This is a genomic window from Corallococcus sp. AB032C, assembly GCF_003668935.1.
GTDB lineage: Bacteria > Myxococcota > Myxococcia > Myxococcales > Myxococcaceae > Corallococcus > Corallococcus exiguus.
In genome coordinates, this window is record NZ_RAWP01000027.1 from 19,679 (window position 1) to 44,481 (window position 24,803).

General features: G+C 69.9%; 22 protein-coding genes. 16 read left to right on the plus strand and 6 right to left on the minus strand.

Annotation, left to right across the window (positions count from 1 at the left end; translation table 11 throughout):
- Positions 1-22: 22 nt before the first annotated feature.
- From D7X99_RS14360 to D7X99_RS14375, 4 genes are read left to right on the plus strand one after another with little or no spacing between them, the layout of a single operon-like run.
- Positions 23-1,552: an AarF/ABC1/UbiB kinase family protein gene (locus tag D7X99_RS14360; protein WP_121778302.1), complete on the plus strand. Its 1,530-nt coding sequence runs from the start codon at positions 23-25 to the stop codon at positions 1,550-1,552.
- A gap of 22 nt (positions 1,553-1,574) precedes the next feature.
- Positions 1,575-1,910: an antibiotic biosynthesis monooxygenase gene (locus D7X99_RS14365; RefSeq protein WP_121778303.1), complete on the plus strand. Its 336-nt coding sequence runs from the start codon at positions 1,575-1,577 to the stop codon at positions 1,908-1,910.
- A gap of 11 nt (positions 1,911-1,921) precedes the next feature.
- Positions 1,922-2,986, plus strand: a complete 1,065-nt coding sequence (gene cheB, locus D7X99_RS14370; RefSeq protein WP_121778304.1) for a chemotaxis-specific protein-glutamate methyltransferase CheB — start codon at positions 1,922-1,924, stop codon at positions 2,984-2,986.
- A gap of 2 nt (positions 2,987-2,988) precedes the next feature.
- A complete protein-coding gene (locus D7X99_RS14375) occupies positions 2,989-3,879 on the plus strand; it encodes a protein-glutamate O-methyltransferase CheR (protein ID WP_121778305.1) in 891 nt (296 codons plus the stop codon).
- On the opposite strand, the gene D7X99_RS14380 is transcribed toward D7X99_RS14375, so the two are convergent.
- Complete coding sequence (locus D7X99_RS14380) at positions 3,869-4,789, minus strand: diacylglycerol kinase family protein (protein WP_121778306.1); 921 nt, start codon at positions 4,787-4,789, stop codon at positions 3,869-3,871. The genes D7X99_RS14375 and D7X99_RS14380 overlap by 11 nt on opposite strands.
- Before the next feature lie 157 nt (positions 4,790-4,946).
- On the opposite strand from D7X99_RS14380, the gene D7X99_RS14385 reads away from it, so the two are divergent.
- Genes D7X99_RS14385 through D7X99_RS14395 form a run of 3 tightly spaced genes read left to right on the plus strand, consistent with a single transcriptional unit; the run spans position 4,947 to position 6,978 of the window.
- Entirely contained in the window at positions 4,947-5,624 is a 678-nt protein-coding gene (locus tag D7X99_RS14385) for a Fic family protein (RefSeq protein WP_121778307.1), read from the plus strand.
- The gene (locus tag D7X99_RS14390) at positions 5,621-6,286 is read left to right on the plus strand and encodes a hypothetical protein (protein ID WP_121778308.1); all 666 of its coding nucleotides are present in this window, start codon (positions 5,621-5,623) and stop codon (positions 6,284-6,286) included. Before D7X99_RS14385 ends, D7X99_RS14390 begins: the two co-directional genes overlap by 4 nt.
- Entirely contained in the window at positions 6,283-6,978 is a 696-nt protein-coding gene (locus D7X99_RS14395; protein ID WP_121778309.1) for a hypothetical protein, read from the plus strand. Before D7X99_RS14390 ends, D7X99_RS14395 begins: the two co-directional genes overlap by 4 nt.
- 16 nt (positions 6,979-6,994) lie before the next feature.
- Here D7X99_RS14395 and D7X99_RS14400 read toward each other — a convergent pair whose 3' ends face one another.
- The gene (locus D7X99_RS14400; protein ID WP_121778310.1) at positions 6,995-7,663 is read right to left on the minus strand and encodes an Hsp20/alpha crystallin family protein; all 669 of its coding nucleotides are present in this window, start codon (positions 7,661-7,663) and stop codon (positions 6,995-6,997) included.
- Between the two features lie 154 nt (positions 7,664-7,817).
- A complete protein-coding gene (locus D7X99_RS14405) occupies positions 7,818-8,705 on the minus strand; it encodes a PhzF family phenazine biosynthesis protein (RefSeq protein WP_121778311.1) in 888 nt (295 codons plus the stop codon).
- Positions 8,706-8,849: 144 nt separating this feature from the next.
- On the opposite strand from D7X99_RS14405, the gene D7X99_RS14410 reads away from it, so the two are divergent.
- Both D7X99_RS14410 and proC read left to right on the plus strand, forming a co-directional pair.
- Positions 8,850-9,626, plus strand: a complete 777-nt coding sequence (locus D7X99_RS14410; protein WP_120580276.1) for a YdiY family protein — start codon at positions 8,850-8,852, stop codon at positions 9,624-9,626.
- Positions 9,627-10,371: 745 nt separating this feature from the next.
- Positions 10,372-11,223 (plus strand): pyrroline-5-carboxylate reductase, encoded by an 852-nt coding sequence (gene proC / locus D7X99_RS14415; RefSeq protein ID WP_121778312.1) that lies wholly within the window; start codon positions 10,372-10,374, stop codon positions 11,221-11,223.
- On the opposite strand, the gene D7X99_RS14420 is transcribed toward proC, so the two are convergent.
- Positions 11,205-11,888, minus strand: a complete 684-nt coding sequence (locus D7X99_RS14420) for a helix-turn-helix transcriptional regulator (protein WP_121778313.1) — start codon at positions 11,886-11,888, stop codon at positions 11,205-11,207. The two genes, proC and D7X99_RS14420, sit on opposite strands and share 19 nt — an antisense overlap.
- Positions 11,889-11,951: 63 nt before the next feature.
- Here D7X99_RS14420 and D7X99_RS14425 point away from each other — a divergent pair, with 63 nt between their 5' ends.
- The 3 genes from D7X99_RS14425 (at position 11,952) to D7X99_RS14435 (ending at position 13,896) form a co-directional block, all read left to right on the plus strand.
- The gene (locus D7X99_RS14425) at positions 11,952-13,073 is read left to right on the plus strand and encodes a cytochrome P450 (protein ID WP_121778314.1); all 1,122 of its coding nucleotides are present in this window, start codon (positions 11,952-11,954) and stop codon (positions 13,071-13,073) included.
- The gene (locus tag D7X99_RS14430) at positions 13,070-13,414 is read left to right on the plus strand and encodes an antibiotic biosynthesis monooxygenase (RefSeq protein WP_120580272.1); all 345 of its coding nucleotides are present in this window, start codon (positions 13,070-13,072) and stop codon (positions 13,412-13,414) included. Before D7X99_RS14425 ends, D7X99_RS14430 begins: the two co-directional genes overlap by 4 nt.
- Positions 13,415-13,497: 83 nt before the next feature.
- Positions 13,498-13,896, plus strand: a complete 399-nt coding sequence (locus tag D7X99_RS14435) for a hypothetical protein (RefSeq protein WP_121778315.1) — start codon at positions 13,498-13,500, stop codon at positions 13,894-13,896.
- An 18-nt stretch (positions 13,897-13,914) separates the two neighbouring features.
- Here the strand turns inward: D7X99_RS14435 and D7X99_RS14440 are convergent, their stop codons facing one another.
- Positions 13,915-16,599 carry a M1 family metallopeptidase gene (locus D7X99_RS14440; protein WP_121778316.1) on the minus strand — a complete coding sequence of 895 codons (2,685 nt, stop codon included), beginning with the start codon at positions 16,597-16,599 and terminating at the stop codon, positions 13,915-13,917.
- A gap of 648 nt (positions 16,600-17,247) precedes the next feature.
- On the opposite strand from D7X99_RS14440, the gene D7X99_RS14445 reads away from it, so the two are divergent.
- The 4 genes from D7X99_RS14445 to D7X99_RS14460 all read left to right on the plus strand — a co-directional run bounded on the left by D7X99_RS14445 (position 17,248) and on the right by D7X99_RS14460 (position 23,066).
- Complete coding sequence (locus tag D7X99_RS14445; RefSeq protein WP_121778317.1) at positions 17,248-19,524, plus strand: kelch repeat-containing protein; 2,277 nt, start codon at positions 17,248-17,250, stop codon at positions 19,522-19,524.
- 96 nt (positions 19,525-19,620) lie between these two features.
- Complete coding sequence (locus tag D7X99_RS14450) at positions 19,621-20,442, plus strand: NAD(P)-dependent oxidoreductase (RefSeq protein ID WP_121778353.1); 822 nt, start codon at positions 19,621-19,623, stop codon at positions 20,440-20,442.
- 14 nt (positions 20,443-20,456) lie between these two features.
- Positions 20,457-21,377: a LysR family transcriptional regulator gene (locus D7X99_RS14455; protein WP_121778318.1), complete on the plus strand. Its 921-nt coding sequence runs from the start codon at positions 20,457-20,459 to the stop codon at positions 21,375-21,377.
- A 93-nt stretch (positions 21,378-21,470) separates the two neighbouring features.
- A complete protein-coding gene (locus tag D7X99_RS14460) occupies positions 21,471-23,066 on the plus strand; it encodes an aromatic amino acid hydroxylase (RefSeq protein WP_121778319.1) in 1,596 nt (531 codons plus the stop codon).
- Positions 23,067-23,170: 104 nt separating this feature from the next.
- On the opposite strand, the gene D7X99_RS14465 is transcribed toward D7X99_RS14460, so the two are convergent.
- Positions 23,171-24,784 carry a LysM peptidoglycan-binding domain-containing protein gene (locus D7X99_RS14465; protein WP_121778320.1) on the minus strand — a complete coding sequence of 538 codons (1,614 nt, stop codon included), beginning with the start codon at positions 24,782-24,784 and terminating at the stop codon, positions 23,171-23,173.
- Between the last annotated feature and the right edge of the window lie 19 nt (positions 24,785-24,803).

Consider the following 24,803-nt stretch of genomic DNA (forward strand, 5'->3'; position numbering starts at 1 on the left):
CAGGCACAGGGAGCGACGGCACGTGCGAACCGGATTGAAGCGGTGGTGGGAGCTGGGCCAGGTGGCCCGTGCCTCCACGCGTCCGCGGCGGGGGTCCCGGCCCCAGGACGCGGAGCGCGCGCGGCACGAGCTGGCCCAGCGCCTGTTGGGGCTGCGCGGGCTGCCCCAGAAGGTGGGCCAGGTGCTCACGCTCGCGGAGCTGGGCGCGGACACGCCGGGGTTCGGTTCGCTCGCGGAGGCGCCCTCCCCGCTCGCCCCGGAGGCCGCGCTGGAGGAGGTGTCCCGCCGGTTGGGCCGTCCCTGGCGGGAGGTGTTCAAGTCGCTGGAGGGCGAGGGCATCGCCGCGTCGCTGGGCCAGGTGCACCGGGGCGTGCTGCATGACGGGCGCACCGTGGCCGTGAAGCTGCGGCACCCGGGCATCGCGGAGGCCGTGCGGGATGACCTGCGCGCGCTGGGGTGGCTTGCCGCTCCGTTGGGCGGCTGGCGCGGGAAGCTGGACCTGTCCGCCTACCGCCACGAGCTGGCCCGCATGCTCCAGGGCGAGCTGGACTATCGCCACGAGGCCCAGGCGCTGCAGGACGCGGGCACTCGCATGGCGGAGGTGCCGGGCGTCGTCATCCCCGTGCCGGTGGATGAACTCACGCGGGAAGACCTGCTGGTGATGACGTGGGTGGAGGGCACGTCGCTCGCGGAGGGCTGGCGCTGGAGCGAAGCGGACCGCCGCGCGCTGTCCACGACGCTGGTCCGGCTGTTCCTCCACGGCTGCTTCACGTGGGGCGCGCTCCACGCGGATCCGCACCCGGGCAACTACCGCGTGTCGCGGGGACCGGACGGCAAGCCCGTGCTGGGAGTGCTCGACTTCGGCTGCGTGAAGACACTGCCGCCGGAGCTGCCCGTGGGGCTGGGGCGGTTGATCACGCTCCTGAACTGTCCGAGCACGCCGCCGCGCCCGGAGCAGCTCCTGTCCGCGTGGGTGATGCTGGGCTTCGCGCCGGAGCTGCTGGAGCCCATGGCGGAAGCGCTGCCCGCCGTCAGCCGAGTGCTGCTGGAGCCCTTCCTCCTGGACCAACCCTTCCACGCGCGAAGCTGGCGCCTGGGCGAGCGGCTCACCGAGGCACTGGGGCCGCACCGCTGGAACTTCCGCGCGGCGGGGCCCGCGTCGCTCTTGTTCGTCCTGCGCGCGTTCCACGGGCTGGTGCGACACCTGGACGTGCTGGATGCGCCCATCGCATGGGGACCCCTCCTGGATGAGGCCCGCGCCCCGTCACTGCCGCCTCCGCCATCGCCGTCGGCGGCTCCCGTGGAGGGCACCGCGCGCTACCTGAAGGTCCAGGTGACGGAAGGAGGGCGGACGCGCGTCGCGCTCACCTTCCGCGCGGACGTGACGGCGCACCTGGAGGACCTGCTGCCGGAGGACCTGCCTCGCAAGCTGGCGGCGCGGGGCGTGGATCCGGCGGCCATTGGTATCGCGGCGGTCGCGGCGGGTCTGCGGCCGTCGGAGTTGTTCCACCTGGACGAGGGCCGCCGGCGTGTCCGGGTCTGGCTCGAATGAAGCACGGACAAGGAGGTGACGGATGGTCACCATCGGCATGAACTACGAAGTGCGTGAGGGCAAGGCGGAAGCCTTCGAGCGGAAGTTCGCGCTGGTGCTGGAGGCGATGCGCACGCTGCCGACGCACGCTCACACGGAGCTGTTCAAGAGCGTGGGAGCGCCGGGGCGCTACCTCATCGTCTCAGAGTGGCACAGCCGCGAGGGCTTCGACGCCTTCGTCGCGTCCGAGGCCTTCCACCGCGTGACGGACTGGGGCGCCAGCGCCATCCTCGCGAGCCGTCCGCGCCACGAGGTGTATGGCGAAAGTGCCTCCAGCGCCCTCGTGGGCCGCTGCCCGGTCGCGCACGCGGCGCGGTGAAGCGGGTGCGAATGAACGCCATCCGGGTCCTCGTGGTCGACGACGCGGCCGTGGTGCGGCGGCAGGTGTCGCTGCTGCTGGGCGCGGCTCCGGGCCTGGAGGTCGTCGCCACCGCGCCCAATGGCCGCATCGCCCTGGCGAAGGTGGAGCAGTTCCAGCCGGACGTCGTGCTGTTGGACCTGGAGATGCCGGAGCTGGACGGGCTGGAGACGCTGAAGCTCCTGCGCCAACGAGCCCCGGAGTTGCCCGTGGTGATGTTCAGCGCGCTCACCGAACGCGCGGGCGTGTTGACCCTGGAGGCGCTCGCGCTGGGGGCCCGCGACTACGTGACGAAGCCCACGTCCGCGGGCGGGATGAACATCACCGTGGAGGCCGTGCGGGACGAACTGGTGCGCAAGCTCAAGGCGCTGAACGTGCGCACGCCGTCCGCCACGCCCTCGCCTCCACTGGTGACGCGCGAGCCGCAGTCCAGACCGCGAGTTCCCGCGCGGGTGGAGGCCATCGTCGTCGGCGCGTCCACCGGAGGCCCTGGCGCGCTGGTGCGCCTGGTGTCCACGCTGCCCGCGGACCTGCCGGTGCCGGTGTTCATCGTGCAGCACATGCCGCCCCTCTTCACCCGGCTGCTCGCGGAGCGGTTGCAGGGCGTGACGCCGCTCACCGTGCGCGAGGCGGTGACCGGCGCATCCGTGAATGCGGGCGAGGTTTGGGTCGCTCCCGGCGACTTCCACCTGGCCGTGTGCCGGGATGCGACGGGCGTGCGGCTGCTCACGCACCAGGGGCCGGCGGAGAACGCGTGCCGTCCGGCGGTGGACCTGCTCTTCCGCTCCGCGGCGGAGGTGTACGGCGCGGGGGTGCTGGCGGTGGTGCTCACCGGCATGGGCCAGGACGGGCTGCGCGGCTGCCGGAGGGTGAACGAGGCAGGCGGTCAGGTGGTGGTGCAGGACCAGGCCAGCTGCGTCGTCGGCAGCATGCCGGGTGCGGTGGAACAAGCGGGGCTCGCGGATGCCGTGGTGCCCCTGGAGGCGCTGTCCCTGGAGCTGGCGCGGCGCGTGGATCCGCGCGGACGGAGGACCTGAACATGTCCCTGCTTCCCGACGACTTCGCGTACCTGCGGCAGCGCGTGCTGCGCCGCTCCGGGCTCGTGCTGGAGTCCGACACGTACGCGCTGGTGGAGACGCGGCTCACGCCCCTCATGCGCGAGGAACGGCTGCCGGACCTCTCCTCCCTGGTCTCGCGGTTGCGCTCGCAGCCGGAGGGCAGTCCGCTGCACCAGCGGCTGGCGGAAGCGCTGGCCAACCACGAGACGGCCTTCTTCCGCGACGCGCCCGTCTTCGAGGCCCTGCGAACCACGGTGCTGCCCACGCTGCTGGCCAGGCGCATCCGCACGCGGACGCTGCGCATCTGGTGCGCGGCATGTGCCTACGGTCAGGAGCCCTACAGCGTCGCGATGACGCTGGCCGAGGCCGGGCTGCTCATCACCGGATGGACGGTGCGCATCCTCGCCACGGACTTCTCCACCCGCGCGATCGTGCGCGCCTGCGAGGCCCGCTACGACGCGAAGGAGATCCACCGGGGCCTGACTCCCGAGCTGCGCCAGCGCTACTTCCACCAGGAGCGCGACGGGTGGCGGCTGAGCGAACAGGTGCGCAAGCCGGTGGAGTTCCGGCCGCTCAACCTGATGGAGGACTTCCCGCTGGAAGCGCCCGTGGATCTCGTCTTCCTGCGCAACGTGATGATCTACTGGGACGCGCCCACCCGGCGCGCGGTGCTCGCCCGCGTGCGGCGGATGCTCCACTCGGACGGCTACCTGGTGCTGGGCGCCGCGGAGGCCTCGCCCCTGGTGGAGGACGGCTTCACGCGGCACCTGATTGGACAGACGAGCTGGTACCGCCCCACGCCCGCCTCGACTGGCGTCGGCGCGCCCGTGGAGGACGTGCGGCGCTCGCCCCGCTCCGGCGCTACACCTTGAGGCGGATGGCGCCCGGCAACAGCGTCATGGTGCAGGGCAGCCGGCCCGGCGTCTCGCCGTCCACGTCCAGGAACACGTCGCCCGTCAGCGGCTCCGCGTGGAGGGTCCGGCAGCGCAGCCGCCGCGTGCCCTTCCAGGTGACGTGGTCGCCGTTGTAGACGCCCTTGGACTTGAGGACGAAGTCGGACAGGCCGTAGTTGGACCAGATGGTGACGTCGAAGAGGCCGTCGTGCGTCACCGCGTCGGGCGCCACGAACATGCCGCTGCCGAAGTAGCGGCCGTTGGCGACGGCCACCGCGGTGACGCTCACCGTCTCCGGCTCGCCGCCGTCCACCGTGAGGCGCACCTGCTGCTCCTGGTACTTGATGAGGCCCTTCACGGTGCCCCACATGAAGCTCAGGTTGCCGCCCAGCGCCTTGCTGCCCTGGTTCACCTCGCGGGCCACCACCGCGCTCACGCCGAACGAGGCGATGTTGGCGAAGAAGCGCGTGGCCGGCTTGCCGTCGTTGTCGGTGAACTCCAGCTGCCCCACGTCGAAGGGCTCGGTGGTCTCCGTGCGCAGCCGCTCCAGCGCGGACGTCAGCTCCAGGTCCCAACCGAAGGTGCGGCGGAAGTCGCCGCCCGTGCCTCGGGGCAACAGGCCCAGCGTGGCCCGGGGGTTGATGACCTGTCCGTCGCGGAAGAAGCCGTTGGTGACCTCGTTGAGGGTGCCGTCGCCGCCCACCGCGACGATGCACTCAAAACCGTCATCGATGGCCTGCCGCGCCAGACGCGCCGCATCCATGCCGCCGCTGGTGAAGCCGTACCCGAAGTCGCCGAGCACCTTGCCCACCTGCGCGGAGATCTCCACCCATCGCTTCCCCGTCTGCCCGTTGGCGCTGCGCGGGTTGACCACGAGGAACGTCTTCATTCAGTGCCTTCTCCCTGCTGCGAGAACGACCTGTTTACGCAATTGTGAGCCCAGGCTCCACTCCGTGACCCACGGGAGGGCCTTATCGCCCGGGGTGTTTGTCACCCGGCCCCGGCCATGCTGGGCTCTCCGCCCCCCATTTCGTCCCGGATCCCGAGTGAATGCCCCGTCCTCCACCGAGCAGCTCGCGCCCCACCGGGAGGCCACACTCGCCCTGGACTGGGCGCTGCCCGCGCTCCGAGCGGACCTGGCGGCGGCGGCGCGTCAGCCCTTCCGGGAGACAGGGGCCCAGGAGGAGTTCCTGCACCGTCATGACGCACCAGCCCATGAAGCCCAGGGGCCTGCGCGGACGGGGCGCTTCGAACGGGCCCTGGACCGGGTGCGGCGGTTCGCGGACATGGGCGAGCCGCTGACCTTCGCCCGGATGGTGGAGATCCAGTCGGAGCTCCTGGGGGCGCCCACGGGCTTCCGCACCGGAGACGCGTTCGCGCGGGGAGGCGCGCACCGCTATGCGCAAGCGCCCGGCCTGGAGGCGACCTTCCGCGACAAGGTGGAAGCGGACGCGCGGGAAGAGCGTCACCCGGTGGTACATGCCACGCGGTTGTACCTGGACCTGTGTTTCTTCCACCCCTTCCCGGACGGCAACGCCCGCGCGGCGCGGCTGTGGCTGGAATACATGCTGCGCCGGGGCCAGCTGCCCACGCCACCGTTGGCGCCCGTGGTGCTGTGGCCCAAGCGTCCGGGGGACGCGGTGAACTACACACGGCTGGCGAGGCTGCTGGCCCGGACCATCGCGGGGCCGGACGCCCCGTGCCCCAACGAGGTGCCTGAATGAGCAGTGACGCTTCGGCTTTCACGTGGCGCGGCATCCGCGACAGCCTGGAGGCCTATGCACCGCAAGCGCTGGCGGCCCGGCTGCGGGAGGCCTTGGCCCCCTTGCGGTCCGGAGTCATTGCGCAAGGCCAGCTCAAGCAGGCGAAGAACGTCGTGAAGGACCTGCTCCAGGCCGAACTGGGGCCCTGGTACACGGAGAGTGGCCTGCCCCTGGGCAATGAAGTGCTGGGGGGCTATTGCTGGTGTCACTCGTTCTTCAACCAGAACCCGCCGCATCGGACGATGGACGTGGATGCGAACATCCAGCTCATGCTGGAGGCGCTGGAGCGGATCCGTTCGTTTCTGTACGCGCTGGACGGCGTGTATCAGGCCGCGCGCAGTCAGCTCGAGTTGGCGGCCGACGACAGGGCTCTCCGGGCGAAGGCGCTCGCGGAAGGGCTGGTGCGGACCGTGGACCTGACGGCGGAGACGACGTCCTGCGAGGAGACCTGGTACCAGGTCGCGCAGGACGCCATGTCGTGGTGCATCGAGGCGATGGGACTGCCCTTGTCGGACGCCACGCAGGAGCAGTTGGACACGGCCTTCGTCTTCACGTCCTGGCTGGCGCCGCCCCCGGAGGTCCTCCGGGACGCCGCGGCGCGGGTCGCGGAGGTGGCCGTATGACCCGGTCGGCCCTGGGACATTGGCTGCTCATCCGCGACAGCCTGGACGGGTATGACCCGGAGAAGCTCATCCGGTTGCTGCGCGAATACCTGGCGCCGCGCGTGCCCCCGGGGACGCGCAAGCTCACGGACGAGCAGCACGACACGATGGCGAAGCACATCCAGCGGATGCTCAACCAGAACCTGGGGCCCTGGTACACGGAGACGGGTCTGTATCTGGGCAATGAGAGCTTCGGCGGCTACTGCTGGTGCCACCGTTTCTTCAGACAGAAGCCCGCCCCTAACATGAGCGTGGAATACAACATCCAGCTCATCATCAACGCGCTGGAGCAGTCGCGCGAATGGCTGTTCAAGCTGGATGCCCACTTCCAGGCGCTGAAGCGGGACCTGCCGTCCGGCCCCGGCGACAATGACATCCGGACGCTGGCGCTGGCGGATGGACTCGTCACCACGATGAACCTCACCATGGACGCCACGGGCTGCGAGGAGTCCTGGTACACCTTCGCGGACGAAGCGCTGTCCTGGATGTTCGACGCCATCGAACTGCGCCCCGGCTATCAGGCCGGGAAGCTGATGCGGAAGCTGTTCGCCTTCGAGTCCTGGCACTCGCCGCCCGAAGCGGAGCTGCGTGACTCGGCGGAGAAGGTGGCGGCGGCCGTCGTGGAAGACGAGGGCCGCCGGCACACGCATTGATCCGCGCACCCCTCCCTCAGTGGATGGGCTTGCCGCGCGTCATCCGCCGGGCCTGCTCGCGCGATCCTCCCTTCACCTCGATGCGCTTGCCCTGGGGCAGCTCCTCCGGAAGCCGCAGGGAGACCTCCAGGACGCCGTTCTCGAAGTTCGCATGGATCGACTCCGTGTCGATGCCTTCCGGGAGCGGGATGACGCGGCGGAACAGACCGGTGCTGCGCTCCAGGCTCCAGATGCCCTCGGCCTCCTCTTCCTCCTCCAGTTCGAAGGAGCGTTCGCCTTCGATGATGAGCAGGTCCTTCAGCACCTCGACGTGGATGTCCTCCCGCCGCATTCCTGGCAGGTCGGCCTTCACGATGAGGTTCCCGTTGCGCTCCAGCACGTCCACCTGCGGTGACCAGAGGCCCTCCTCCAGCAGGCCGCTCCGAGCGGTGAGGCCCCGGCCTCCGAAGCCGGAGACGAGTTGGTCCATGTCCTCCATCATCCGGCGCAGCAGCCCGAACGGACTCGCGGGCGCGGCTTCCCTGCCGATGGCCGGTGCCTGGGATTCGCGGCGGCTGATGCCAGCGCCCGTCCTCGGGTCCTGTCCCGGCGAGGTGGCGCTCGGCACCTCGGTCTGGGCGTTCTTCATGACGGGCGAGGAGGAGGGTCCCCCCTGCGCGCCTGGGTTCCTGTTGTCGGTTGCCATGACGTCCTCCCCCGGTGGAGCCGGCTGGCGCCTGGCCGCCGGACCGCACCGGTCACTCAAGCGGGGATGGAATCATCCCAACCTCGAACCTGGAGGTGCGCGGCGAGGCCAACAAGGGGCCCGGCCCCGCGGTCCGTCACGCGAGTGAGCCTCGCTATGCGAGCAGCGTGGCGTCCATCACGGTCAGGGCCACTCCACCGACGCGGGCGCGTTCGATGTGGCCTGGCTGGCCGGTGACCTGGATGTCGATGCGGCCCGGCTTGCCGAGCGTGTCGCCCTGTTCGATGCGACCCGACACCGTGCCGCCGTGCTCCGGCAGGCGAAGGCTCCCATGCTCGGCGAGGTAAGCCGCGAGCGGTCCCGCGGCGGAGCCCGTCACGGGGTCCTCCAGGATGCCGAAGCCCGGGACGAAGTAGCGCGCCTGGGCCACGCTCCCCTCCTCCTTCGCTTCGCGGGTGAAGAGGTAGACGCCGCGCAAGCCGTGCGGCATCAGCAGCGCGTTCATCGCCGCGCCTCGCGGCGTCAGGGCCTCCAGGTCCGCGAGCCGCCGGAGGGGCACCACCAACCGGTGACCCTGGCGGATCACCGGCAGCGACGGGTCCACCTGCGACGCGGTCCCGCCCAACGTGGCCATCAGCGCGTCCAGGGCCACGGGGTTGGGCTGCGCGGGAGGCGGGGGCGTGGCGATCCACACCCGAGTCCCACGCGTGCCCTGGGGCTCCAGCTCGATGCCGAGCGTGCCGCCGGGGCACTCCAGCGTGTACGTCCCCGGGCTTCGCAGGAGTTCCTTCTCCGCGAGCAGGTGGAAGGTGGCCACCGTGGCGTGGCCGCAGAAGGGAATCTCGTCCACGGGCGTGAAGTAGCGCAGGCGCACGGTGGCGTCACCGGGCCGGGACAGCAGGAACGCGGTCTCCGACGCGCTGACGGCCGCGGCGGTCCGCTGCATCGTGGGGACATCCAGCGCCGAGGCGTCGAGCACCACGCCCGCGCGATTTCCCGCACCGGCGGTGCGGGTGAAGGCATCGATGATGTGGACCTGCATGGACGGACTCCGGACAGGGGAAGGGTCTGGGAAACAGCGCAGGCATGCTCCTCCTGGACCGTTGGCGTCAAGCGCTGGACCGACGCACCGGAGCCCCCACAACAGGGTTGAACGAGAGCGCCAGAGCAGGCACAGCAAGGATGCATGAATCTCCTGAAGTCGGGTGGGTGGGTGGTGCTGGTGGTGCTGCTCCACGCGAGCGGCGCGGCGGCACAGATCGTCAACGTGCAGGCGCTCTTCGACGAGAAGGCGGAGCCGGGACCGGCCGCGGCCATCGAGCTGGGTGGCGACTGGCGCACGGGCAGCACGGAGCTGTTCTCCATTCGGGGCTCCCTGGTGGGCCAGCTGCGCTCCGAGCGTGACGTCTGGCTGGGCGTCATCCGGGGTGAGTATTCGTTCGCCAGCGGCGAGCGCATCGTCAGCCAGGTGCTGGAGCACGTGCGCTACCGGCGCAAGCTCACGGACACGGTGTCGGGCGAGATCTTCGCGCAGCACGAATACAACGAGTTCCGCCGGCTCCAGCTCCGGATCCTGCTGGGCGCGGGACCGCGCTTCATCCTGCTCAACGAGGACCGCCTGGGGCTCACCTTCGGGGTGGCGCTGATGCTGGAGCACGAGCGGCTGCGCAAGGACGGAGAGCCGGACGCGGGAGACCGCTACACGGATCCGCGAGTCTCCAGCTACCTGCTGGGACGGATAAAGCTGATGGAGAACATCAACCTCGTGGAGACGGTCTACATCCAGCCGCGAGTCACCCGTCCCTCCGACCTGCGCGTGCTCAACGAGACGATCTTCGCGGTGACACCCAATCCCCGCGTCACAGTGGGCATCGGCTTCAACCTCACCTACGACAGCGCGCCGCCCGCGACAGTGCCCGCCCTGGACACGCAGCTGCGCACCACGGTGGGTGTGAAGCTTTGAGTGGGTGGCAAGGAGCGCGTTGACGAACCGGGCGCGGAAGCCAGGCTCGGGAGGAAGCATCTTCTCCAGCGTCAACGGTTCACCCACGGTCACCGCGCGCGGCGTGCGCCTGGGGCCCTGCACCACCAGGCCCCGCGCCGCGATCCACCGAAGCGCGTCGCGCGCTGTGTCCCGGAATACGGAATAGAGACGCGCCAGCTTCGCTTCCGTTCCGAATCGCGCACGGGCCGTCAGTCTCCCAAGCGAAAGCCCGCGCTCGAACTGCGCCCCCACATCCACCACGCTCCCCACTCGCACCATCCCCATCCCCTCTTCGTCCCAGCATCGCCATCCAACCACAGGGGTCTGACATGGACTCGACGTCACCCGTCGGGCCAGCACGGCCCCGGGCCCCATGCGGCGAAAACCTGTCCGACTGTCGGACAGGTTTGGAGGGAACCGGCCCCGTGCGGGCGCCGCTGTCCGTGACATCACCTTGGCGTCGGCACGCCCGACGTCGCTCAATGGCGGGGCTGGCGTGGCCCCGGGCCTCATGCAGGGGAAGCCTGTCCGACTGTCGGACAAGTTTGGAGGTAACCGGCCCCGGGCGGGCGCCTCTCTTCGTGGGCCCGCCCCACCGCCCGCGCCTGCATCCCGTCGGTCCCCATTGCCGCACCCCGCCAAGGCGCGCGCCGTCGCGGAGACCACAGGGTCACGGACCCTGTTGGCGAACTCCTGGCGGCCTACCTGAGGTTAGGCTTCAGCCATGGCGTCCCCCTCCATTCCCGCCCCCGTCGTCCTTTTGGGGGGCGGCAAGATCGCCGAAGCCCTCATCCTGGGACTGTTGCGGTCCGGCCACGTACGTCCTTCGGACCTTCGCGTCACGGTGCGCCGGCCCGAGCGCGGAGAGGAATTGCGCTCCCGGCACGGCGTGCACGTCCTCATGGACAACGCGCAGGCGGTGCGGGGCGCGGGCGTAGTCGTGCTGGCGGTGCGACAGGCGCAGCTGCGGGACCTGATGGCGGTCATCTCGCCTGCCTTGGAACATGGGCAGACCGTGGTGTCGCTTTCCGCGGACGTGCGGCTCGCGCAGTTGGAAGCGGCTTTGCCCTCCAGCGTCTCCGTCATCCGCGCCCTGCCCCATACGCCCGTGCGCGTGGGAGCAGGCGTGACGCCCCTGACGGCCGGGACCCGAGCGACGGAGACCGCGAGACAGGCCACCGAGTCCGTCTTCGCGGCGACGGGACGGCCCATGTGGATGACCGAGGAAGCGCTCACCGTCTGCACGGGCGTGTGCGGCACGGGCCCCGCGTATGTCTTCCGCTTCGTGGAGACCCTGGCCCAGGCCGCGATGGCGCACGGAATGGACGCGGCGGAAGCGGCGGCACTCGCGAAGGAAACGCTCATTGGCGCGGCGAAGCTGTTGGCCGAACCCGGCGCCACCACCCCTCGCCTCATCACGGAAATAGCGACCCCGGGAGGCATCACCGAGGCGGGCCTGATGGCGATGGACTCCCACGGCCTCCCTCGCGTCGTGGGCGAAGCGGTCTCCGTCGCCATCCAGCGCACCCGGGAGCGCGCGGACGCGAACGCCGCGGCCTACAGCGCGCCGAAGTGACGCTTGATCCCCCGCTGGCCTCCAGGCGTGACAATGAGGCCGCGAGAATCGGGCTGACGTTCCACCCATCCCAATGAGAACACCTGGGCGGCGAGCGCTGCGCCCAACGCCCCTGCAAGGTGATCGCGCCGCTCGCTCCAGTCCAGGCAGCGGTGGGCGAAGTGGCGCCGCTGCTCGCGCACGGGCGCCAGGTCGATGCCGAAGTCCTGGAACCACGCCTCGCCGCTCGGGGTGAGCGCGAATGCCCGTTTACGAAGGGAGAGATGCCCGGCCCGTAGGAGCGCGTCGGTGATGCCCATGCCCAATCTGCCCGCCAGATGGTCGTAGCAATAGCGCGCGGCACGCAGGGGTTCCGGAGTCACTGACGCACGGGGTCCACGGACCGCCACGGTCATCAGCGCTTCCACCATCCGCGCCACGGTGGGCGTGGCGATCCGGAACACCTTGTTGCGCCCCTGCCGGGTGACGCGGACCAGCCGGGCCTGCTCCAGCCGCTGAAGGTGCGCGGTCGCCGTCGCGGGGCTGACGCCCGTACCGAACGCGAGCTCCTTCGCGACGAGCGCCCGTCCCTCCATGAGCAGCTCCAGCATCCGGATCCGCGTGGCGTCACCCACGGCCGTGGCCAGCGTCGTGAGGTCCGGCCCTGCATTCATCGTTCGGTCCATGGCGAACCATTTCCTAGCACACGGACACGGCAACGGCAGCAGAGTGTCCGGCCACGAGGACCGATGACACCGCCCACCGACCCGTATCAGGCCGTCACCCACCCGGACCCATACCCCTACTACGCGGAGCTTCGCGCCCGGGGCGGACTGCACCGCGTCCCCGGCTTCGGGCCATGGATCGCGGCGGATGCGGCCACCGTCCGCGCGGTGCTCACGAGCGAGCACTGCCGGGTCCGGCCACTGTCGGAACCGGTGCCTCCGCATCTGGTGGGCACCGCCGCCGGGTCCCTCTTTGGCCGGCTGGTGCGGATGAACGAAGGTGGCCCCTACCCCGCCGTGAAGCAGACGCTTTCGCGCGCATTGCCGGAGGCGCTGTGTGAGGTCGAAGCGGAGAGCCGCCGCCAGGCGGCCCGGCTGTTCGCGACGCCCTCACTGTCTCGGCTGCCGGACGCCGCCCTCCAGCTTCCCGTGTTCGTGCTGGGGTCGCTGCTGGGCTTCCCGGAAGACACGCTGGAGGCGAGCGTGCAGGACGTGGATGCCTATGTCCGCTCGGCCGCCGGTCCTCCCGCGGGCAGTGAGGGTGCGGCGAGGCTGAACGAACGCGTGGCGGCCTGCTTCCAGTCCACGGCGAGGACCGCGTTCACGACGCGGCTTCTGGAAGGCCATGGCTCGGAGGACCTGCGCATCCCGAACGCCGTGGGTCTGCTTACCCAGGCATATGAAGCGACGGCCGGGCTCCTGGGCTCGACGCTGCGGGCCTTCGCTCACGTGCCCGAGTTGCGCGAGCAACTCTCACATGGCGCGTGCACGATGGACGACGTGGTCCAGGAAGCGGCTCGACACGATTCCCCGGTCCAGAACACGCGACGCTTCACCCACGCCGCCGCGACCATCGCGGGTCAGGCGCTGGAGGCCGGTGCGACCGTGGTCGTCGTGCTCGCCGCCGCGAATCGGGATCCACTCGAGAATCCCCAGCCCGACGCCTTCCTGCCAAAGCGCGCGCGGCGCCAGAGCTTCACCTTCGGCCTGGGCTCGCATGCCTGCCCCGGGCCCCTGCTCGCGACGACGATGGCCAAGGCGGCGGCGGTGCGTGTGCTCGCGAGCGGCCTGGACCTGTCACCGTTGTCGGGCCCCGTCACCTGGCGTGCTTCCACCAATGCCCGCGTCCTGGGAGGACTGGAATGATTGCTGTCATCTTCGAGGTCTGGACACACGAGTCGCATCGGCAGCGATACCTGGACCTCGCGGCGGAGCTGCGGCCCCTGCTGGCGGACATCGACGGCTTCATCTCCATCGAGCGGTTCCAGAGCCTCAGCACCCCGGGGAAGCTGCTGTCCCTGTCCTACTGGCGCGACGAGGCGGCGGTGGCGGAGTGGCGGCGCCAGGAGGCCCACCGTGAGGCCCAACGCGAAGGCCGGGGTGGCGTGTTCAGCGACTACCGCCTGCGAGTGGCGCACGTCGTGAGGGATTACGGCTTGAAGGACCGGGCGGCCGTGCCCGCCGACAGTCGCACCGTGCACGACTGACGTGGCCGGCGCACGGCGGCTGTCTTCCCGCCCGTCCCTCCCATGCGGGCCATGACTCCCCCACCTTCTTTGGGGGGTGGACGATGAAGCGAGGCCATTGGAGAGGTGCCTGGGGGCTGGCTGCCGCGCTGCTCGGGCTTCCGGCGGTGGGGCAGATGGAAGGCCCACCCGAGGGTGCGTCGCAATACTCCTGCTTCGAAGCGGCGCGCCAGGGCAGCTCGGTGAGTGAGAGCATCGCGGCGCAGCTCTGCCAGGGTGCCCGTTCCGACACCCCGGCACAGTGCTTCCTCCGGGTGAAGGAGAAGGGCTTCCTCGCCGACCCGCAGGCGCTCCAGCTCTGCCAGTACGCCCAGCCCTCGGATGATCCCGCGGCATGCTTCTTCAAGGCGCGGACGTCCTCGTTCCTGGACGAGACCCAGCTCCTGGAGCTCTGCCGCCCGCCCATCGCGCAGATGCTGAAGATGTGTCCCTACGGTCCGTGAGGCTTCACGCCGTGGGGCTCACCGGGCGCGGAGGAACGCCTTGACGCTCGGGGACTGGAGCTTCTGGGACTCGATGCACAGCCGGATGGACTCCAGGGCCCGGGTGAGCGCGCGCGGTCCGCCTTCAATCTTGTCCACGCGGGGCGTGAGGAACGTCTCCACCTGCGCCAGGTGGATGTCATCGCAGAGGCTCCCCGTCTGGCCAATCAGCCGGCCCAGCTCATCCGAACGCAGCCGCTGGGCCAGCGCATCGAAGTGCGTCTGGTAGAAGTTCCACGCCAGCGACTGCGACTCCGGCGACATCAACGCCATCCGGAGGATGATCTGCGAGTCGCGCACGTCGAAGTCCGGAGACACCACGAGCCCCAACGCCCTCCACAACAGCTCCGGGCTCCGGAAGTAGCCCAGCGACATCAGCAGCCGGGAACGCTCGGTGCGGTCCTGTTCCTTCTTCGCCGCTTCCAGCAGCGCGTCGAACAGCGCCGCATCGCCGTGCGTCGCCGCTCGGGGCAGCGCGGCACTGAACGCCTCCGGGTCCACCGACTTGCGGTCCGCCAGCCATGCGCGCACCAGGGGCAGCGCCTCCTTCACCAGCCGAGGGTCATCGCCCAGACCCCCGGCCAGCCGGAGGAACAGGGAGCGTGAATCCTTCACGGAGTCGTCCTCGCCCGGCTTCGGCACCCAGCCCATGGCCCGCGCGCGCGCCGAGTAGAGCGAGGCCACCCACGCGCGGAAGCGCTGGCGCTCCTCGGGCGTGAGCTGCTCCAGACGCACGAGCTCCAGCAGCGAGGCGCCGCTCTGCACCACGAGCCGGTTCGTCGACTTCGCGGAGGCAGGCACCGCCTTCAGCGCCTCCCCCAGCGGCAGGTCGCCCCGGCTCACCGCCGCATCCACATCCGCCCAGAGCGCCATCTGCTCCGCGGGAGTGAAGGCGGCGGCCGGAGTCGCGAGCAGCTTCGTCAACTGCTCGCGGGTGTAACCGCCGCGGTAGTAACCCGTGCCGCCCGCGTTGAGCAGCACCCACGCCGGGCACTGCTTCGAGGGCAGCGCGACCTCCGTCGAGGGCCCCTGCACCATCGAGCACACCCGCGACGACTGCGTGCCCGTGCCCACGCGAAGACACACGGGCACCTGCCATTCCTGCCGCGAGTCCGCCTTGGAGCCCACGGGCAGGTACCGCTCCTGCGACAGCTTCACGGACGGAGCACCGCCCGCCGGGCACGACAGCTGCGCGGTGATCCGAGGCGCCCCGCTCCGCTCGATGAACCCGCCGAAGGATTGCGCCACCTCCGGCCCCGCCGCCTGGGACAGGTCCGCGAGGAAGTCCTCCATCGTCGCGACCTTCCACGCGTGCTTGCGGACATAGCCCCGGAGGAAGTCGCGGAAGCGCTCCGGTCCCATCCAGGCCTCGTACATGGCGATGACGGACGAGCCCTTGTCATACGTCGTCCCGTTGTCGAACGAGCCCACGATGTCGTCATTGCTCTCCACCGGCTTGCGCACGGGCAGCGCCGACGCCAGCTCATCCGACGCCAGGGCGGAGCGGGTCGCGGACATGGCGCGCTCCTGCTGGTAGTCCCAGGACGGCTCCAGCCGGTCCACGGTCTGCCGGTCCAACCACGCGGTGAAGGATTCGTTCAGCCAGATGTCGTTCCACCAGGAGCAGGTGACGACGTCCCCGAACCAGTAGTGGCCCAGCTCATGGTTGGCGATGACCGCGTACGACTTGCGGCGAGCCAGCGTCTCCTCGCCGGGCGGAATGAGCGTGAGCGGCTGTCCGAGCGCGACGATGCCCGGGTGCTCCATGGTGCCCCAGTACCGGGGCACGACCGCCACATCGAGCTTCTCGTACGGATACGGCTGGTCGAAGAAGTCCTCCAGTCCCTTCACGATGCGAGGCGTGATGCTCGCGGCGAAGCGAGTCTCCGCACCCCGGCCCTTGGGGACGATGAAGCGCAGCGGCACGTTCGTGCGTCCCACGGTGCCTGCCTCCACCACGTCGAACGGCCCCACCATGAAGGCCACGAGGTAGCTGGGCATCGGCTTGCTTTCCGCGAAGGTGACGCGCTCCAGGCCGTCCGCCAGCGGTTCGCGCGACACGACGGGATGGTTGGCCAGCGCCACGTGTCCGGCCTTCACGGTGAAGCGCAGGCGCCACGGCACCTTGAAGGTCGGCTCGTCGAAGCACGGGAAGGCACGGCGCGCGTCGATGGGCTCGAAGAACGTGTAGAGGTAGGGCTCACCGCCCTCCTCCACCCCGTAGATGCCCTGGCTGCGCTCACGGTCCACCTTGCCCGTGAAGTCGAGCAGGAGCTGGGCCTTGCCCACCGGCAGTTCCTCCGGCAGCAGCAATCCCAGACGTCCTTCGGGCGCGGTGACAGGCTTCGCGGCGAACGTGCGGCCCGCCACGGTGACACGCGCCCGCGTCACTTCCACGTCCTGCGCATGCAGCCACACCTGGCGCACGGGCTCGCGGACCTCCACGTCGATGGTGACGCTCCCCGGGTACGTGTCCTCCTTGGGCACGAGCTTCAGGTCCAGCGCGTAGTGCACGGGCCGCACGGTGTCCGGCAACCGTAGCGCGGGAGGCAGTGCCTCCGGCCACGAGACGGCGGGCGGCGCGGAAGCAGCCGGTGCGGCCTCCGGCGCGTGGGCACAGCGGACGGTCAACACCACCAGGACGAGGAGTGGGAGCAGTCGCATGGGGGCGCAGCGTAGACCAACGTCCGCCAGCGGTCTTCGCAGCCTGGATGCGGCCGGTGACTACACGACTCCGACGTCGGCCGGGTCCACCATGATGATGTGTCGAGTCCCTCCGAACAGGGGCACGCCAATGCGGGAAACGTTGAGAACAAGGACGCCGTCGCTCTCGATCTCCTCGATCGTGAAGACCTGACCGACACATGCCAGGAAGAGGCGCTGAATTCCCTACGAGCCATTCGTTCATGCAAGCACCAGGACATCCAGCCACCAGCCATTCCCAGGCGTGGGCACACGGATGGTTACGACTTTGTTCCGTCCGTACAGTCAAGACCATCGTGGTCCCACGACGGCGGACACGGATCATGCCTCAGGATGCTGCGTTTCAGCTCGCGTCCAAAGCCATCCTGGGACGTCTCCAATCCATAGCGCCGCAGACACGACGCGCAGAGCCCCACCCCGCCACGGGGTACTCATAGACCCCGATCGGGTTTAGACAGACACCGCAGAACCCCACAACATGTCTGTCTTCATGCGTCCAAACTGATAGATCGCCCTTTCCTCTCACTTCGCCAGGAACGTGCGATGCGCCGACAAGCCACACCGCCTCGGGTTTTGTTTTACGCACTAATCAGCGCTGTCATTTCTGTCATGGCCTGCGACACGGGGGGCGAGCCGGAGCGGGAGACCGGCAACGTCCGGTTCGTCAGCGCGGTGCCCCAGGCGCTCGCGGGCGATGAGATCACCCGCGTGACCGTCACGCTGACGGCGTCCGGCGTGCCTTCCGCCACCACCGTGCTCACGAAGGGCACGGATGGCTGGAGCGGCACCATGTACCAAGTGCCCGCCGGCACCCAGCGCACCTTCACCGCGGAGGCCTTCGCCGCGGACGGCGCCCTGCGCTACCGGGGCGCGGCCTCGGACGTCACCATCACCGCGGGCACGACCTCCATCGTGGCCATCACCCTCCAGGCGCTGAATGGCCCGGGCCCGTTCGACAACTCGGCCCCGTGCATCGACTCGCTCGTGGCATCCGCGAGCAGCATCCTCCCCGGGGGCTCCATCTCCCTCCAGGCCACGGCGCATGATCCGGATGCGTCCGACTCCATCACGTACGCCTGGACGGCGGCGGATGGCACCTTCGGTTCGCCCACGCTCACGTCCACGACCTGGACGGCGCCCGTGACCCCGGGCGTCTATGGGCTGACGTTGACGGTCATCGACTCGCGCGGCGCCACGGCGACCATCCGCATCGACATCACCGTCATCTCCAAGGACGGCGGCACCACGGCCGGCACCGCGGAGGTGTCCGTCACGTTCAACATCTCCCCCGCCGTCACCCGCGTCACCGCGTCCCGGTCCCCCGTGCCCGTGGGCCAGAGCACCACCGTCACCGCGGACGTGACGGATCCGGACGGCGACGCGCTGACCTACCAGTGGGCCGCGTCCTGCGCGGGCACCTGGACCGATGACACCTCCAACGTCGCCTCCTTCACCCCGACCGCCGTGCCCGCTGGCGACTCGTGCGGCAACTGCGCGCTCACCGTCACCGTGAAGGATCCGAAGGGCGGCCAGACGCAGGGCACGCTGCGCATCTGCGTGGGCGACGGCGCGACCACCAACGTTCCCCCGCGCATCGTCCTCGCGCACCAGAGCAGCGCGTCCGTGGTGGGCGACAGCACCGTGACGTTCCGCGTCCTCGCCGAGGACGGCAACGGTGGCGCCCTCACCTTCAACTGGGCCTCGAGCACCGGCACGCTCGCGGCGCCCTCGTCCGGGTTCACCTCCAGCGAGACCTCCTGGAAGGCCCCCACCTGCGCGCCCACCGGCGGGAACGCGACCGTCACCGCCACCGTCACCAACGCCCAGGGCTTCTCCGCGTCCCAGGCCTTCACCGTGGCGGTGCAGAACGCCCCCGCGTGCACGCCGCCCACCACGGTCGCGCGGTGGGACCTCACGGCCAGCATGACGCAGCGCCGCTTCGGTGCGAGCCTCATCCCCCTGGCCTCCGGGAAGATCCTCGTCTTCGGCGGGACGATTTCCTCCACCGCCCTGGGCACCGCGGAGCTCTACGATCCCGCGACGGGGACCTGGTCTTCCGCTGGAACGCTGGGCACCGCGCACTACAACCCCGCGGTGACACTGCTGCCCTCTGGCAAGGTCATGGTCACGGGCGGCTTCGTGGCGTACCCGGCCAGCACCGCGCTGCGCGCCGTGGAGTTCTATGATCCCGCGACCAACACCTGGACGGCTGGCCCGCAGATGGGCTTCGCGCGCGGCGCCCATACCTCGACGCTACTGCCCAACGGCAAGGTCCTGGTCATCGGCGGCGTCACCACGGGCGACACCGTCAGCAACCGCTCCATCGAGCTCTACGACCCCGCCACGAACAGCTGGGTGCCGGTGGCGAGCCCGACCTATGCCCGGTCCAACCACCGCGCGGTCCTGCTGCCGTCGGGCAAGGTGCTCACCGTGGGCGGCAACCTGCCGTCGGAGATCTACGATCCGTCCAACAACACCTGGAGCACCGCCACCGGCCTGACGACGCGGACCTTCACCGACGCCTTCCTCCAGCCGTCTGGCAAGGTCGTCCTGGTGGATGGGACGCTGGTCGCGACGTACGACCCGGTGCTCAACGTCCAGGCCACGCTGGGCAACTTCACCTACGAGCGCGCCAGCTCATCCCTGGTCCGGCTGAACTCCGGGAAGCTGCTGCTCGCGGGCGGGAACTCCACGGTGGGCCTGACGACGGAGGTCTTCGACCTTTCAACCGGTACCTCCGCGTTCTCCACCAGCATGGCGTCCAACCGCTACCTGATGGCCACCACCGTGCTTCCCAGCGGCAAGGTGCTCTTCATCAGCGGCTATGACCGGGACGACGGAGCAACCGTCAGCGCCGTCCTCGTCTACACGCCCGCGAGCCCCTGAAGTCCACCTGAAACTCAGTTGAGGAGCGGTCGGACCCACACAGGTCCGGCCGCTCCGGGCATTGCGGCGCCGCGCGATTGAGCGAGGATGCGGCCCATGTCCAACCTCCAAGGCAAGACCCTCTTCATCACCGGCGCCAGCCGCGGCATCGGCAAGGCCATCGCGCTGCGCGCGGCCCGCGACGGCGCCAACATCGTCATCGCCGCGAAAACCACGGACCCGCACCCCAAGCTGCCCGGCACCATCTACACGGCGGCGAAGGAGATTGAAGAGGCCGGCGGCAAGGCGCTCCCCTGCGTGGTGGACATCCGCGACGAGGCGCAGATCCAAGCCGCCGTCGCCAAGGCCGTGGAGACCTTCGGCGGCATCGACATCCTGGTGAACAACGCCAGCGCCATCAGCCTCACCGGCACGCTGGAGACGCCGCTCAAGCGCTTCGACCTGATGCACGGCATCAACACGCGCGGCACCTTCGCGTGCTCGCAGGCGTGCATCCCGTACCTCAAGAAGTCCTCCAACCCGCACATCCTCAACAACTCGCCGCCGCTCAACATGGAGCCGCGCTGGTTCGGCCCCCACGTGGCCTACACCATCGCGAAGTACGGCATGAGCCTGTGCGCGCTGGGCATGGCGGAGGAGCTCAAGGACGACGGCATCGCCGTCAACACGCTGTGGCCCCGCACCGTCATCGCCACCGCCGCCGTGCAGAACCTGCTGGGCGGCGACGACACCATCAAAGGCAGCCGCACGCCGGAGATCATGGCGGACGCCGCGTACACCATCCTCACCAAGCCCAGCCGCTCCTTCACCGGCAACTTCTGCATCGACGATGAAGTGCTGCGCGCCGCCGGCATCACCAACCTGGACAAGTACCAGTCCGTCCCCGGCGCGGAGCTGCTGCCCGACTTCTTCCTCTAGCGCGGCTCGGCCCCATGCCCCCGCGCAAGCTCCAGCGACACCTGGTCTGGCTCGAGTCCTTCACCGCCGCCGTGGAGGCCGGCAGCATCGACGCCGCCGCGGAGCACCTGGGCGTCGCCCGCTCCGTCGTGAGCGAGCACATCCGCGCGCTGGAGGAAGCGCTCGCGGATGGCGCCGCCCTGCTGGAGCGGGGGCCGGGCCGGCGCCTGCAACTGTCCGCGCGTGGAGAGCGCCTCTACGCGGGCACCCAGACGCCGCTGCACCAGCTGGACGTGAAGCGGCTGATGGACCTGGCCCGAGTGGAGCCCACCCTGCGCCTGGGCCTCAACCCCACGCTGTCCATGTCGCTGCTGGGCGGCATCGCGCAGGATGCCGCCGCCGCCGACCTCAAGCTGGTGGTGGGCTTCGGCGGCTCGCACGAACTCATGCGGCAGGTGCAGACGCGGCAGCAGGACCTGGCGCTCGACTTCACCCCCCTGCCCCCACACGAGGGCGTGGACACCGAGTCCCTGCTGCGCATGTCCTTCGTCGTCATCGCGGGTCCCGACTCCGCGCTCGCCCGGGAGCACCCCTCCCGCCGCTCGCTGGACGTGAAGGACCTCCAGGGCCAGCGCTTCGTGGACTGGCTTCGAGACGACCCCTACGGCGGCGCCAACAGCGCGCGCTTCGCCGCGCACGGCGTGTCCGTCACCGAGGTCGGCCGCGTGGAGAGCTTCCTCCACCTCTACGAGCTGCTGCGCGCCTACAAGGCCTGCACCATCGCCCCGGACGTACGCCCCACCCAGCCGTTCCCCACCGACCTCCACGTCTGGCCCCTGCGCGAACAGGAGCCCCAGGTCGTGGAGGTGGTAGCCGTCTGGCCCTCCGGAGGCCTCAGCCCCGCCGTCCAATCCATCCTTGACGGGCTGCGTCGCCGCCTGAACAAACGGCGATAATCCGACGAAGACGTCGAATTCTGCCGGATTTCCGTCTTGCAGTGGGGTGGGTATTCTTCAGGAGTCCTGCATCTCCTGAAGGAGCCGCTCGCGATGACACCCACGGAACGGACCATTGCCCGCCTTCCCGCCCACCTGCGCCGCTACGTGGTGGGCCAGGACTACGCGGCGTACACGCCCAGGGATCAGGCGGTGTGGCGGCACATCCTGGGGCAGCTGCGCGAGCACCTGAGCGACAAGGCGCACCCCGTCTACCTGGAGGGCCTGGAAGCCACGGGCATTGGCGCGGAGGCCATCCCCAGCCTGGACGAGATGAACGAGAAGCTGTCCAAGCTGGGCTGGTCCTGCGTGGCGGTGCGCGGCTTCATCCCGCCGGCCGTCTTCACGGAGCTGCAGGCGCAGGGCGTGCTGGCCATCGCGGCGGACATCCGCACGCACGAGCACATCCAGTACACGCCCGCGCCGGACATCGTCCATGAGAGCGCGGGCCACGCCCCCATCATCGCGAACGCGCGTTACGCGCAGTACCTCAAGGCCGTGGGGCTGGTGGGCTTCAAGGCCATCGCCAGCGTGGAGGACCAGGCCGTCTTCGAGGCCATCCGCAACCTCTCCGTGGTGAAGGAGGACCCCACCGCGACGGAGGAGGAGATTTCCCACGCCCAGGCCCGCCTGGAGGCCGCCAACGCCAGCCACCGCTACATCAGCGAGAGCACCCGCGCGAGCCGCCTGTACTGGTGGACCGCGGAGTACGGGCTGATTGGCGACCTGAAGCACCCGCGCATCTACGGCGCGGGCCTGCTGTCCAGCATTGGCGAGGCCCGGCACTGCCTGACGTCCGCCGTGCACAAGCTGTCCCTGGGCGTGGCGTGCGCGGACACGGACTACGACATCACCCGCATGCAGCCGCAGCTCTTCGTGGCGCGCGACTTCGAGCACCTCTTCGAGGTCCTGGCCGAGTTCGAGTCCACGCTCGCGTGGAAGCGCGGCGGAGACCTGGGCCTCAACGAGGCGCTGCGCGCGCGCACGGTCAACCACCTGGTGCTCGCGGACGGCCGCGAGGTGACGGGCAAGGTGGTGGAGCTGCTGCCCGCCGCGAAGGACGTGGCCCCGGGCCTGTCCACCGCGCTGGCCCGGCTGGAGGGCCCCATCCTCACGTCCATGAACGGGCACGCCGTGGACATGCCGTTCAGCGGCGCGGCGCTGGTCGCCTTTGGCCAGGGCACCCTGCCGGAGCGCGGGAGCTTCACGCTCACGCTCGACAGCGGGCTGGTGCTGGAGGGCTTCGCGGTGGGCGGCGGAGAAGTGATTGCCCTGCGCGGCACGCTGGCCGGCCAGGAGCTGACGCTGCCGTCCATGGCGCGCCTGTACCTGACGGAGCGGCTGCCGTCCGTGGCGGGCGGCCCCGCCGACCCGGGCACGTGGGACGAGTGGTTCGGGGAGATGGACGCCTTCACCGCGGGCGACGGCGAGGCCCAGGCGCGCGAGCGCAAGGCGCAGGCCCTGCCCCCGTCGCTGGCCGCCCTCTACACGGAGGTGCGCCGCATCCGCGAGACGGGGCAGCTGGCCGCCGAGCGGCTGGAGCAGATCGCCCGCGCGTCCACGGACTTCCCCACCGACTGGCTCCTGCGCGCCGAGGTCGCGGAGCTGCGCGGCGAGGTGCCCGCGCGGCGCGAGGCGGCGCAGGCGTAGGGCCCGGTGCTTCGAATCACAGACGGATGACGCGCAAACGGCCCGGTCGACCTCTTCACGAGGTCGCCGGGCCGAATCACTTCCAGGGGCTTTCGCCGCCGGGACTACTTGTTGATGCGCACCATGGCCACGTCGTAGTGGCGCTCGGTCACGTAGCCGTTCGCGGCCTTGCCGGGGCGGTACATGTTCCCGGTCTTGTCATCCACGTAGAAGCGGTTGTTCGGGTTCGTGTCCTTGCCCGTGCTGGCGTTCTTCGTGCCCGGGTCGTGGAACGTGTAGTAGGTGCGGCCCTTGTCGTCGACGCCGCGGCCCGTGATGGTCACGAAGTGGTCCGTGAGGCCGTCCGCGTTGTAGCTCGCGTCCTTGTGGCTCACGCCGACGACCACCGGCTTGCCGGCCTCCAGCTGCTTGTCGATGTAGCTGCGGCCCTCGGCGGCCTTCTTCGAGTCCACGTTGAGCGCGCCGACGCCGTTCTCGCTCTTGCCCACCTGGATGCGGCGGTCGGGGCCCAGCACGGTCGCGCCGGAGTCACGCGCCATCGCCGTCGCGGCCTTGAAGCACGCCGTGTCGCTCGCGGTGTAGCCGTGGCCGTTCTCGAACTGGCTGTAGTACGGCACCTTCACGTGCACCGCCGGCTTGTCCTTGGACGGGGCCACCTGCTCCGTGTTCGCGGGGGCCGCCTCCGTGGTGGGCTTGGAGGTGTTCGTGCCCTGCGTCGTGGGCTTGCCTTCCGTGGTGCCCGGCTTCGAACCGTTGTTCACGGACGGGGGAACCACGCCCGTGTTGGTGTTGGCCGGCTTCGTCGTGGTGCCCGACTTCTCCTGCTTCAGCATCGCGAGGGCGTCCTTCGCCTCCGACTTGAAGCGGTTGGCCACGCCCTTCTGCACATCCTTGGAGCTGCCGGAGAAGTGCACCAGGGTGCCGCTGGCGTTGGTGCGGCCGCGCTCGGCGTAGATGTCCTTGATGAGCTGCTCGTCGCTCACCTTCGCGGGGTCGCGCCCGTTGAGCGCCTTCTTGAAGATGTCGTCCGCCTTGCCCGGGCCGTGCTGCACGGAGGTGGACCAGGCCACGTCCCGCAGCGCCGCGGAGCGCTTGTCCAGGTCGATGCCCGTCGCCTTCTTGATGTTGGCGGCGCCCGCGTCGTAGTGCGTGGTCTTGATGTAGTCGTGCTGCGCCTTGTCGAAGCCCTTCGGGTCCTTCGCGGCCAGCTGCTTCCACGCGGCGGAGAACTCCGCGGTGCCCGGCTTGCTGCCCGACAGCGCCTTGTGGAACTCCGGGTTCGTCTTCTTCAGCGAGTTGACGAACGACTGCGCGGACCCGTTCGCGGAGGCGAACTGGTAGGAGCCGTAGGACACGCCGCCCTTGTCACCCTTGCCCGTGGACACGGTGCCGGGGCCGCGAGCCTCATACTTGCGGCTCAGCCCGCCCAGCTCCCCGTTGGTCGCGCTGCTGGATGACGTGTTCGTCGCGGGCGTCGTCGCCTTCGCGCCGTCCGTGGACTGCGTGAAGCTGTCGCCCGACGTCTTCGTCCCCGCGCTCGACTTGTTGGTGCCCTTCGTGTCGAAGCCGTCCTGCACCTTCAGCGTCTGGCCAGCCAGGATCTTGTTCGGATCCTTGATGTTGTTCGCCTTGGCCAGCGCGTCAACGGTGGTGTTGTAGCGCTTCGCGAGGCCGGAAAGCGTGTCACCCGACTGGATGCGAACGTTGGAGACGGTCACGGAGAAGACCCCTCTATGT

Coding starts and splice junctions, on each gene's coding strand:
- D7X99_RS14440 (WP_121778316.1), bottom strand. CDS start 16,599: ATGCGACTGCTCCCACTCCTCGTCCTGGTGGTGTTGACCGTCCGCTGT.
- D7X99_RS14410 (WP_120580276.1), top strand. CDS start 8,850: ATGAATCTCCTGAAGTCGGGTGGGTGGGTGGTGCTGGTGGTGCTGCTC.
- D7X99_RS14460 (WP_121778319.1), top strand. CDS start 21,471: ATGACACCCACGGAACGGACCATTGCCCGCCTTCCCGCCCACCTGCGC.
- proC (WP_121778312.1), top strand. CDS start 10,372: ATGGCGTCCCCCTCCATTCCCGCCCCCGTCGTCCTTTTGGGGGGCGGC.
- D7X99_RS14390 (WP_121778308.1), top strand. CDS start 5,621: ATGAGCAGTGACGCTTCGGCTTTCACGTGGCGCGGCATCCGCGACAGC.
- D7X99_RS14380 (WP_121778306.1), bottom strand. CDS start 4,789: ATGAAGACGTTCCTCGTGGTCAACCCGCGCAGCGCCAACGGGCAGACG.
- D7X99_RS14435 (WP_121778315.1), top strand. CDS start 13,498: ATGAAGCGAGGCCATTGGAGAGGTGCCTGGGGGCTGGCTGCCGCGCTG.
- D7X99_RS14375 (WP_121778305.1), top strand. CDS start 2,989: ATGTCCCTGCTTCCCGACGACTTCGCGTACCTGCGGCAGCGCGTGCTG.
- D7X99_RS14430 (WP_120580272.1), top strand. CDS start 13,070: ATGATTGCTGTCATCTTCGAGGTCTGGACACACGAGTCGCATCGGCAG.
- D7X99_RS14365 (WP_121778303.1), top strand. CDS start 1,575: ATGGTCACCATCGGCATGAACTACGAAGTGCGTGAGGGCAAGGCGGAA.
- D7X99_RS14425 (WP_121778314.1), top strand. CDS start 11,952: ATGACACCGCCCACCGACCCGTATCAGGCCGTCACCCACCCGGACCCA.
- D7X99_RS14405 (WP_121778311.1), bottom strand. CDS start 8,705: ATGCAGGTCCACATCATCGATGCCTTCACCCGCACCGCCGGTGCGGGA.
- D7X99_RS14445 (WP_121778317.1), top strand. CDS start 17,248: ATGGCCTGCGACACGGGGGGCGAGCCGGAGCGGGAGACCGGCAACGTC.
- D7X99_RS14455 (WP_121778318.1), top strand. CDS start 20,457: ATGCCCCCGCGCAAGCTCCAGCGACACCTGGTCTGGCTCGAGTCCTTC.
- D7X99_RS14400 (WP_121778310.1), bottom strand. CDS start 7,663: ATGGCAACCGACAACAGGAACCCAGGCGCGCAGGGGGGACCCTCCTCC.
- D7X99_RS14420 (WP_121778313.1), bottom strand. CDS start 11,888: ATGGACCGAACGATGAATGCAGGGCCGGACCTCACGACGCTGGCCACG.
- cheB (WP_121778304.1), top strand. CDS start 1,922: ATGAACGCCATCCGGGTCCTCGTGGTCGACGACGCGGCCGTGGTGCGG.
- D7X99_RS14395 (WP_121778309.1), top strand. CDS start 6,283: ATGACCCGGTCGGCCCTGGGACATTGGCTGCTCATCCGCGACAGCCTG.
- D7X99_RS14450 (WP_121778353.1), top strand. CDS start 19,621: ATGTCCAACCTCCAAGGCAAGACCCTCTTCATCACCGGCGCCAGCCGC.